This is a genomic window from Psychrobacter sp. JCM 18901 (assembly GCF_000586435.1).
In the GTDB taxonomy this organism is placed as follows: domain Bacteria; phylum Pseudomonadota; class Gammaproteobacteria; order Pseudomonadales; family Moraxellaceae; genus Psychrobacter.
This window is the reverse complement of the sequence record NZ_BAWH01000055.1, coordinates 1-714: the sequence shown is the minus strand read 5'-3', so window position 1 is coordinate 714 and position 714 is coordinate 1. Positions and strand designations below refer to the sequence as shown.

Sequence of the window (714 nt, the reverse complement as noted above, 5' to 3'; positions counted from 1 at the left end):
TAAATATTGATTGTATAGTTACGAGTCTACATGAATGTATGGCAAGCTCTACATATATCATCTAAGCATAATATAATAATAAAAACAGCCTAATAAGAAGCGTAAAAGGAACGTCATGTTTGCGATAGAAGTATTACCAACGAATGCAGTAGAATTCGAACACGTCATTCAAACTGTCGCTAGTATAGAAGCGATGGTGCAACCAGATGATGCTTGGAATCAGAAAACATTGGCTGAATTGCTTGAACAAGACAGTATTCGTCTGCTGATTGCTTACGATCAAGCCAAAGAAGAGAGTACTTCTTACCGTGAGATAGTTGGCTATTGCTTATATCAAACGACTTTTGAGCAAGCAGAGGTGTTGCGTATCGGAACTGATCCAGAGCACCAACGACAAGGTATTGCTTCGCAGGTATTGAATAGGCTGCATGAGATGTTACAGCTTAATCAAGTAGAGAGTCTTTTGTTGGAAGTACGTGCAGACAATACGGCGGCGATAGCGTTATACGAGCAACAAGCGTTTAGCATCATTCATAGACGCAAAGGCTATTATAGAATGCCACATAAACCAGCAGTCGATGCATTGATCATGCAGCATAACTATATTTAATGAAGTGAGTAAAGCTTAATGAAAAGTAAGCGGCGATAATAAAAGTAGCTACAACAGCTACGATATAAAAGCAGAATTAACTAAGATTTAAACTTTATTGGAGA

Annotated in this window: 1 protein-coding gene; it reads left to right on the top strand. The window is 38.2% G+C overall.

Going from position 1 to position 714, the window contains the following annotated elements; all coding sequences use genetic code 11:
- The first annotated feature begins 115 nt into the window (after positions 1-115).
- Complete coding sequence (gene rimI / locus TT11_RS16555; RefSeq protein WP_261871201.1) at positions 116-610, top strand: ribosomal protein S18-alanine N-acetyltransferase; 495 nt, start codon at positions 116-118, stop codon at positions 608-610.
- The last annotated feature ends 104 nt before the right edge of the window (positions 611-714 follow it).

Coding starts and splice junctions, on each gene's coding strand:
- rimI (WP_261871201.1), top strand. CDS start 116: ATGTTTGCGATAGAAGTATTACCAACGAATGCAGTAGAATTCGAACAC.